Below are 7683 nucleotides of genomic sequence, written 5' to 3' on the forward strand. Positions count from 1 at the left end.
TGCGGGGCACTATAAGCCAGGCTTACAGGATGCTCAGCGGGTACTCGACGATCAGGCGCAGTTCGTCGATCGAGCTCGAACCGTAGTAGACGCCGTCGCTGGAGCGGTAGGTGGCCTGACGAACGCGGAAGCTCAGGTCTTTGGCCGGGCCTTCCTGCAGGACGTACTTGACGTCTACGTCGCGTTCCCATTCCTTGCCATTGCTGGTGGAACCGGTGTTGGCATCGCTACCACGCACGTAACGGGTCATGAAGGTCAGGCCTGGCACGCCGAACTCGGCGAAGTTCAGGTCGTAGCGAGCCTGCCAGGATTTCTCGTCTTCGGCGTTGAAGTCGGAACGGGCCACGGAGTTGGCCAGGAAGATGGTACCGCCACCGTCCACGCCGTAGCCGTAGTCGCCATCACCATGGACCTTCTGGTAGGCCAGGGTGAAGGTGTGAGCGCCGATGTTGTAAGCGCCCGACAGGCTGTAGGCCTGGTTGTCGAGCTTGGTCACGCCATCTTTCTCGGCGCGCTGCAGGCCTTGGCCATCGCTCTTGGTGTCATAGATGTTGAAGTCGAACACCAGACCTTGTTTGTCCGAGAGCGGCAGCGCCCAGTTCAGGTTGGCGTAGTACTTGCGCCAGTAGTCTTCGACCTTGGAGTAGTACAGGCTGGTGGACAGGTTGTCGGTGAAGGCGTAGGTGCCACCGATAACGTCGGCCTGCTTCAGGTGCAGGCTGTCGTGGAAGGTCTGGGACTGGGCATTCAGCGCGGTGAAGTGACCGGCGTTGAGGGTCAGGCCTTTGATTTCGTTGCTGGTGATCAGCGCGCCTTGGGCCACTTCTGGCAGCAGGCGGCTGTCATCGGTCGCGAGCACTGGCAGGGCAGTGAACTGGTCGCCGACTTTCAGCACGGTATCGGAGACGCGCAGTTTGACCGCGCCGCCGCCTTCGGAGAATTCGTCCTGTGCACGGCCGTCGGCGTCAGTCGGGAACTGGCCGGTGCTGTGGCGGCCTTTGCCGCTGTCCAGTTTCACGCCGAGCATGCCGATGGCATCGACGCCCACGCCGATCACGCCTTGGGTGAAGCCGGACTCGTAAGTGCCGAGGAAACCGAGGCCGGTTTCTTCAACGCGGCTTTGGCCGCTGTCGTTGTTACGGAAGTCGCGGCTGAAGTACAGCATGCGAGTCTTGACGTTCAGCTTGCTGTCTTCGAGGAAGCCCTTGGAATCGTCCTGGGACGAGGCCACTGCCATTTGCGAGGTCCCTGCCGCAACGGCCAGGGCGATCATGCTCCACTTCATCACGCGCATCGTGATTTGCTCCTTTGGTTTTTAGGAAGAGTACCGCTGCGTCCAAGTCTTTTAGTTATATGGAGCAGCTCTTTCTTGTTATGTCGGCGGAAATGTATAGCACGCTGACTGTTCTTGGCGATATGGCAAAATTCATCCTTGCGGGAACTTTATGCTCATGTCGCTTTTAGGTATTTCCATGTCGCAAATCACGCCCCCAATTAACCGGGTCGTACAACGCCAGCGCTGTTCCATCGCCGTAAGAATTCTGTAACTACAGATTCTGGCTGGGGAAACTCCCTGGTGTACCAAACTCGCTGTTGTTATTTGTCGCGTCACCTGGTCAATGCAGGTGTCGTGCCGACTTGGCGTGGAGAGAATGCAACAAGCGTGCTCAAAATTAACAACGGTTCATGAAATTTTCACAAAGCAGGCTGCCGAAGGTCGGAAAGTGCCGAAAATACGGGGCGGGAGTTGTCTGATGGTGTGCCAGCTTGAATGGGTAAGGCAAAAGAAAAAGCTGCCATAAAAGTCAGTGTGTTACCGGCAACTGTTGATCCAGAGTCATTGATGTGGGTAGAAGCGTAGTGCCGCACACTTTGGCGGCCTCATTTTGGTGCGAAAAGTAGCGCTGTGTTACCGCCGTTGTGCAAGTCGTGAAGATTCATGGGCTTAAAGCGTGCAGTCACGCGTCCGGCAGCATGCTGGAGCGGTCGAAGCAGGGTATCCTTGGCACATAGGATTATCGGTGGAGGTTGATCGTGTTTGATATGGATTCGCGTTTGCAGCAGGATTCCCTGGTGCTGGGTGACTTTCCGCTGTGCCGCCTGCTGCTCAGCAAGGATGCCAATTACCCGTGGTTCATCCTGGTGCCCAAGCGTGCAGGCGTAAGCGAGTTGTTCGACCTGAGCCAGGAAGACCAGGCGCAGTTGTGGAAAGAAACCACCTACCTGGCCGAAGCGCTCAAGCGCGAGTTTGCGGCAGACAAGATGAACGTTGCCACCTTGGGCAACGTGGTCAGTCAGATGCACATGCATGTGATCGTTCGCCGTCATGGTGATCCAGCCTGGCCAGCGCCCGTCTGGGGCAAGGTGCCGGCTGTCGGGTACGCACCAGAGCAGGTGGAGGCCATTCGTCAGCGTCTGCGTGCGCTGTTGACCCACGATTACCAGGAGCTCTGACATGTCGCCGGAAATGCGCATCATCGAGCTGGAAACCCGTCAGGCGTTCCAGGACGACACGATCCAGGCGCTGAATGATGTGGTGGTCGAGCAGGGGCGGGTCATCGAGCGCCTGCAGCTGCAGATGGCCGAGCTGATCAAGCGTTATGAAGAGATGGTCGGGCAGTACGGCAGCGAAGGGGAGGAGGCGCCGCCACCTCACTATTGATGGGTGGCCGCCCTGGGCTTGCCCCAGGGCGGCGCAGGGTCAACGGCGGTTGACCGCGACCACGTCTTCGGCCTGCAGGCCTTTGTCGCGGTGCATCACCGAGAACTCCACGCGCTGGCCTTCGACCAGGATGCGGTGGCCCTCGCCGCGGATGGCGCGGAAGTGGACGAAGATGTCATCGCCCGAATCGCGGGAAATGAAACCAAAGCCCTTGGAAGTGTTGAACCACTTCACGGTGCCGGTATCACGCTTGCCGGCTTCCAGTGCAGCTCCCTGGCTGGCGCGCGCTTTCTTGCTGCTGCGGGCGAAGCCGGCCACCAGGTGCAGGGTGACAGCCAGCGCGGCGCAGACCAGCGCCGCCAGGTTGCCCATTTCCGGGCGTGCCAGCAGGGTCAGGGTCTGCAGGACCACGGCCACCACCAGCAGGGCGCAAGCCAGGTACTGCAGTTGTTGCCGCGCACCGCGGTAATACAGCGGCACGACCGGGGCCAACAGCAGGTTGAGCAGGCCCAGCAGGGCCAGATAGACCGCGTCGGGTTGCTGCAGGAAGGGTGTTGCGTCGGGTTTCAGGCTGGGCATGAGCGATAGCAGCAAAGCCGCAACGCCCGTCACCAGATGGACGATCTTGAACATGGGTTGGCTCACAGTTGATAAGGCCGATCACAGGAAGAGCTGGCGGCACGGTGCGCATGAGGTGTAAAGCGCGAACACGTGGCGGCCAGCCTATGCACCCGGCAATGAAAGTCCGCACGGGTGGCACCGTGCCTATTTAACAGCAAAGGCGGGGGCTTCTCAAACCGCAGGCGGCAGGTGCCGATGGCTTGCGCTGTGTCATGGGCGCGTTGCGCCAGGTATTGATACAGTGTGAAGGGCCCGCTTGATCATCAAGCCTTATGGAAAGGGGAACTTCATGGCAATCGATATCGGTATCAATGAAGAAGATCGCAAGTCCATCGTCGAAGGGCTTTCTCGCCTGTTGTCGGATACCTACGTGCTGTATCTGAAAACCCATAACTTCCACTGGAACGTCACCGGTCCGTCGTTCCGCACCCTGCACCTGATGTTCGAGGAGCAGTACAACGAACTGGCGCTGGCGGTCGACTCGATCGCCGAGCGGATCCGCGCGCTGGGCTTCCCGGCGCCAGGTTCGTACGCCTTCTATGCACGACACTCCTCGATCAAGGAGGAAGAGGGTGTGCCGCATGCCGATGAAATGATCCGTCAGCTGGTGCAGGGGCAAGAGGCCGTGGTGCGCACTGCCCGCAGTATCTTCCCGGTGGTGGACAAGGTCAGCGATGAGCCGACCGCTGATCTGCTGACCCAGCGCATGCAGGTGCACGAAAAGACAGCCTGGATGCTGCGGGTACTGCTCGACGGTAAATGACCGGCTAATCGTGTAGGGCTTTTCCAAAGGCCCGGCTGACCCCATGCCAGTCGGGCTCTTTCGTTTGTGCGGGAAGGTTTTGCCGCTGCTTTGGGCGCCTCGCTGAGCGCTTCATTGAGCCCCAGTTGATTGAACTGAGGAAGTGGCGCGATGCAAGCAATCAAGCGTGCGGTGAGGGTGGGGCACTGGCCTGGCAAGCAGTGCATCGACCCGTTCAAGACCGATTTCGACATGTTGCAGACTCAGCCGGTATCGCGTTCGGTGCGGCTGAACGGTTTTTCCACTTGTCTGCGCCTGGAGGCGGTGTATTGGGGTATCCTCGAGCAGATCGCCGCAGCGAACCAGTGCTCGGTCAGCGCCGTGCTGTCTTATGTCGATCGCGAAGTGCACCTGCGTCAGGGCGGGGTACGCAACTTCAGTGGGCTGATCCGGGTGATCTGCGTCGCCTGGTTGCGTGATCCTCCGAGTGCACGCTGATCGCCCGGCGGGCTGCGCAGTGTCGGTTAACCATATATAATCCCGCTTTTTGCTGCCCCGGCAGCCAGCGTTGTGGTTGACGAGAGACGTTCATGCCCCTTTATGACTATCAATGTGCTTCCTGCGATCACCGGATGGAGGCGCTGCAGAAGATCAGCGCCGCGCCGCTGACCGACTGCCCGGCCTGTCAGGCGCCGGCATTGAAGAAACTGCTGTCGGTCCCCGGTTTTCGCCTGAGTGGCAACGGCTGGTACGAAACCGATTTCAAGACCGGGGCGAAAAAGAACCTGGCAGGCGGCGACAAGGCCGACTGAGTTGAATTGCAGTAGTCGGGTCTTGCAGTATTAGCCCTCCGGGCGGCCAAGGCCTCCAACGAATACACGAATCACGAGAAGCGAAACCACCATCATGATGCGCAGCCATTATTGCGGCCAACTGAACGAGAGCCTGGACGGCCAGGAAGTCACCCTTTGCGGCTGGGTCCATCGTCGCCGCGACCACGGCGGGGTGATCTTCCTCGACATCCGTGACCGCGAAGGCATGGCCCAGGTCGTGTTCGACCCGGATCGCGCCGAAACCTTCGCCGCCGCCGACCGCGTGCGCAGCGAGTACGTCGTGCAGATCACCGGCAAGGTGCGCAAGCGCCCGGACGGCGCGGTGAACGCCAACATGGCGTCCGGTGCCATCGAGATCCTCGGCTACCAGCTGAACGTGCTCAACGAAGCGGAAACCCCGCCGTTCCCGCTGAACGAATACTCCGACGTCGGCGAGGAGACTCGCCTGCGCTACCGCTTCATCGACCTGCGTCGTCCGGAAATGGCCGACAAGCTGCGCCTGCGTTCGCGCATCACCAGCAGCATCCGTCGTTTCCTCGATGAAAACGGCTTCCTTGACGTCGAAACCCCGATCCTCACCCGTGCCACTCCGGAAGGCGCGCGTGACTACCTGGTGCCGAGCCGTACCCACGCGGGCAGCTTCTTCGCCCTGCCGCAGTCGCCTCAGCTGTTCAAGCAGCTGCTGATGGTTGCCGGTTTCGACCGCTACTACCAGATCGCCAAGTGCTTCCGCGACGAAGACCTGCGTGCAGACCGCCAGCCGGAATTCACCCAGATCGACATCGAGACCAGCTTCCTCGACGAAGCCGAGATCATGGGCCTCACCGAGAGCATGATCCGCAAGCTGTTCAAGGAAGTGCTGGACCTGGAATTCGGCGAATTCCCGCACATGACCTTCGAAGAGGCCATGCGCCGCTACGGTTCCGACAAGCCTGACCTGCGTATCCCGCTGGAACTGGTTGACGTTGCCGACCAGCTGAAGGATGTCGACTTCAAGGTCTTCGCCGGCCCGGCCAACGATCCGAAGTGCCGCGTCACCGCCCTGCGCCTGCCAGGCGGCGCCAGCATGCCGCGCAGCAAGATCGACGAGTACACCAAGTTCGTCGGCATCTACGGTGCCAAGGGCCTGGCCTACATCAAGGTCAACGAGCGCGCCAAAGGCGTCGAAGGCCTGCAGTCGCCGATCGTCAAGAACATCCCTGAGGCCAACCTCAACAACATCCTCGACCGCGTAGGCGCTGTCGACGGTGACATCGTGTTCTTCGGTGCCGACAAGTTCAAGGTCGTCAGCGAGGCCCTGGGCGCCCTGCGTATCCGTCTGGGTCACGACTTCGAGCTGCTGACCTGCGAGTGGGCGCCGATGTGGGTCGTCGACTTCCCGATGTTCGAAGAGAACGAAGACGGCAGCTTCACCGCGCTGCACCACCCGTTCACCGCACCGAAGTGCAGCCCGGAAGAGCTCGAGGCCAACCCGGCCACCGCGCTGTCCCGTGCCTACGACATGGTGCTGAACGGTACGGAGCTGGGTGGCGGTTCGATCCGTATTCACCGCAAGGAAATGCAGCAAGCGGTATTCCGCCTGCTGGGTATCGAGGCAGCGGAACAGGAAGAGAAATTCGGCTTCCTGCTCGACGCCCTGAAGTTCGGTGCACCGCCTCATGGTGGCCTGGCCTTCGGCCTGGACCGCCTGGTCATGCTGATGACCGGTGCCCAGTCGATCCGTGAAGTGATCGCCTTCCCGAAAACCCAGAGCGCCGCGTGCGTCATGACCCAGGCCCCTGGCATGGTCGACGCCAAGGCCCTGCGCGAGCTGCACATCCGTCTGCGCGAGCAGACCAAGGTCGAGTAATCGGCCCCGGGCGCATCCCGGCGGGTGCGCCCCGGCGCTTCGGCGCAGTATTCCCACGTTCCGCCCTTCGGGGCGGAACCTGTTTCTGTTTCAAGGATTCGGAGTCGTTATGGCTGGTCATTCCAAGTGGGCGAACATCAAGCACCGCAAAGAGCGCCAGGATGCCAAGAGAGGCAAGATCTTCACCAAGTGGATCCGTGAGCTGACCGTCGCTGCCAAGCAAGGTGGTGCCGACCCGGCCTCCAACCCGCGCCTGCGTCTGGCGTTGGACAAAGCCCTGGGCGCCAACATGAGCCGCGACATCATTGATCGCGCCGTGGCCCGTGGTGCCGGCACCAACGAAAGCGACAACGTCGAAGAGCTCAGCTACGAAGGTTACGGCCCGGGTGGCGTGGCGATCATGGTCGAGGCCATGACCGACAACCGCAACCGGACCGCCGCCGCCGTGCGCCATGCCTTCAGCAAGTGTGGCGGCAACCTCGGCACCGACGGCTCAGTCGCCTACCTGTTCGAGCGCAAGGGCCAGATCAGCTTCGCCCCAGGCATCGACGAAGATGCCCTGATGGAAGCCGCGATGGAGGCCGATGCCGACGACGTGGTGGCCAACGATGATGGTTCGTTCGAGGTCTTTACCTCGTTCAACAGCTTCTATGCCGTGCGTAACGCGCTGGAAGAGGCGGGCTTCAAGGCCGCCGACGCGGAAATCGTCATGCAGCCGACCACCAGCGCCGAACTGGACCAGGAGGGCGCCGAGAAGGTGCTCAAGCTGATCGACATGCTCGAAGACCTGGATGACGTGCAGAACGTCTACTCCAATGCACAGATCTCCGACGAGATCATGGAAAAACTCGGCTAAGGTCTTCTGGCGATCAATGCCGGATCTTTGAATTTGTCGGCGCCTGCATCGGCCCTTTCGCGGGTAAACCCGCTCCCACAGGTACTGCACCAACTTCGAATTGGGTGCAGTACCTGTGGG

Annotated in this window: 9 protein-coding genes; 7 read left to right on the forward strand and 2 right to left on the reverse strand. The window is 60.8% G+C overall.

Annotated elements, in window-relative coordinates:
- Positions 1 to 22 precede the first annotated feature (22 nt).
- Positions 23 to 1294, reverse strand: coding sequence for an OprD family porin (locus ABE528_RS22220; protein ID WP_346654072.1), 1272 nt, complete (start codon positions 1292 to 1294; stop codon positions 23 to 25).
- Between the two features lie 740 nt (positions 1295 to 2034).
- Here ABE528_RS22220 and ABE528_RS22225 point away from each other — a divergent pair.
- Together ABE528_RS22225 and ABE528_RS22230 are read left to right on the forward strand one after the other, a co-directional pair.
- Positions 2035 to 2454, forward strand: a complete 420-nt coding sequence (locus ABE528_RS22225; protein WP_346654073.1) for an HIT domain-containing protein — start codon at positions 2035 to 2037, stop codon at positions 2452 to 2454.
- Position 2455: 1 nt separating this feature from the next.
- Positions 2456 to 2662 carry a SlyX family protein gene (locus ABE528_RS22230; RefSeq protein ID WP_152955752.1) on the forward strand — a complete coding sequence of 69 codons (207 nt, stop codon included), beginning with the start codon at positions 2456 to 2458 and terminating at the stop codon, positions 2660 to 2662.
- 39 nt (positions 2663 to 2701) lie between these two features.
- Here ABE528_RS22230 and ABE528_RS22235 read toward each other — a convergent pair whose 3' ends face one another.
- Positions 2702 to 3295: a cold shock domain-containing protein gene (locus ABE528_RS22235; RefSeq protein ID WP_152955751.1), complete on the reverse strand. Its 594-nt coding sequence runs from the start codon at positions 3293 to 3295 to the stop codon at positions 2702 to 2704.
- Between the two features lie 277 nt (positions 3296 to 3572).
- Between ABE528_RS22235 and ABE528_RS22240 the strand changes: the two genes are divergently transcribed.
- The 5 genes from ABE528_RS22240 (at position 3573) to ABE528_RS22260 (ending at position 7563) form a co-directional block, all read left to right on the forward strand.
- Positions 3573 to 4046 (forward strand): Dps family protein, encoded by a 474-nt coding sequence (locus ABE528_RS22240; protein ID WP_152955750.1) that lies wholly within the window; start codon positions 3573 to 3575, stop codon positions 4044 to 4046.
- A gap of 150 nt (positions 4047 to 4196) precedes the next feature.
- Positions 4197 to 4523, forward strand: a complete 327-nt coding sequence (locus ABE528_RS22245; RefSeq protein ID WP_152955749.1) for a ribbon-helix-helix domain-containing protein — start codon at positions 4197 to 4199, stop codon at positions 4521 to 4523.
- Between the two features lie 92 nt (positions 4524 to 4615).
- On the forward strand, positions 4616 to 4837 hold the full coding sequence (locus tag ABE528_RS22250) for a zinc ribbon domain-containing protein (protein ID WP_027919960.1): 222 nt from the start codon (positions 4616 to 4618) through the stop codon (positions 4835 to 4837).
- Between the two features lie 94 nt (positions 4838 to 4931).
- Entirely contained in the window at positions 4932 to 6707 is a 1776-nt protein-coding gene (gene aspS / locus ABE528_RS22255; protein WP_152955748.1) for an aspartate--tRNA ligase, read from the forward strand.
- 109 nt (positions 6708 to 6816) lie between these two features.
- A complete protein-coding gene (locus ABE528_RS22260; protein ID WP_152955747.1) occupies positions 6817 to 7563 on the forward strand; it encodes a YebC/PmpR family DNA-binding transcriptional regulator in 747 nt (248 codons plus the stop codon).
- Positions 7564 to 7683 lie beyond the last annotated feature (120 nt).

This window comes from Pseudomonas sp. TWI628 (assembly GCF_039673865.1).
Taxonomy (GTDB): domain Bacteria; phylum Pseudomonadota; class Gammaproteobacteria; order Pseudomonadales; family Pseudomonadaceae; genus Aquipseudomonas.